We start from the raw sequence: 1,102 nt of genomic DNA on the forward strand, positions 1-1,102 counted from the left end.
ATTTACTGAGGTAACTCAATATATGGGCGCTAGATTAAGGGTATTCCTGACTCAACAACAAGACAAAACTCTATTAGAACTGAGAATTGCGGATGTTCCACAAAAAGTCAAAGATCGAGCAGAAGTAATTAGATTAAATGCACATGGCTGGTACGTTGAAAAAATAGCGGCTCATTTTAACTGGACTCCACAAACAGTGAGAGAGGTTTTACATAAATGGTCGCATCTAGGCATGGAAGGGCTTTGGGAATCGCCTGGTCGAGGGGCAAAACCCAAGTGGAAAGAGTCAGATATAGAGTTTTTAAAAGAATGCCTCAAAAACGAACCACGTACATATAACAGTCTTCAATTAGTCCAGAAATTAGAAAAAGAACGTTCTGTTAAACTAAGTGCCGATCGATTAAGACGGATACTAAAAAAAAAGGTTTATTTGGAAACGGGCTAGAAAAAGTCATAAAGGAAAACAAGACCCCATAGTACAAGAAACGAAGCAATCCGACTTAGATATGTTGCAATTAGAGGCAGCGGCGGGAGGGATTGACTTAAAGTATTTAGATGAATCAGGATTTTGTGCGTGGAGTGAACCTGGCTATACTTATTACGAAATAGGTGAGCAAAAACGGTTGGAACAAACGAAACGGCGTGGTCGCAGACTAAGTATTGTCGGACTTCTTCAACCAGAAATAAGTTTTGTTTACGGTTTAGCAATTGGGGGTATTGATCGAAAAGCTTATATCAAAATGATGGAACGAGAAGCCCAGGAAGCTGCGGAGATTGGACGACGGAGAGTAATCGTACAAGACAACGGCCCAATACACCGATGTAAAGAAGTCCAAGAGTTATGGCCGCATTGGGAAAATCAAGGTTTATATATCTTCTTTTTGCCCAAGTATTGTTCGGAAATGAACCCCATTGAATTGGAGTGGCAACACATTAAAAAAGATGAATTGGCAGGACAAATGTTTGATGATGAGTTAGAACTCGCCGACGCCGTAATTCATGGAGTAGAAGTTAGAGGACAAAGGGGAAACTACACTACACAACGTCTTAAGTTTAACTCCAATTAGGTAACTTAATGTTTTGTTACATAGATATGTTTTTT

General features: G+C 39.7%; 1 protein-coding gene. It reads left to right on the plus strand.

Translation table 11 applies throughout. From position 1 onward, the window contains the following. Positions 1–22 precede the first annotated feature (22 nt). Positions 23–1,067 (plus strand): IS630 family transposase gene (locus QUA58_RS31395; RefSeq protein ID WP_333398028.1). Its coding sequence is split into 2 segments (ribosomal slippage): positions 23–427 and positions 429–1,067, totalling 1,044 coding nucleotides; the frame shifts between segments, so codons are not numbered across the junction. Positions 1,068–1,102: the final 35 nt, after the last annotated feature.

The organism is Microcoleus sp. N9_A1 (genome assembly GCF_036701795.1).
GTDB lineage: Bacteria > Cyanobacteriota > Cyanobacteriia > Cyanobacteriales > Microcoleaceae > Microcoleus.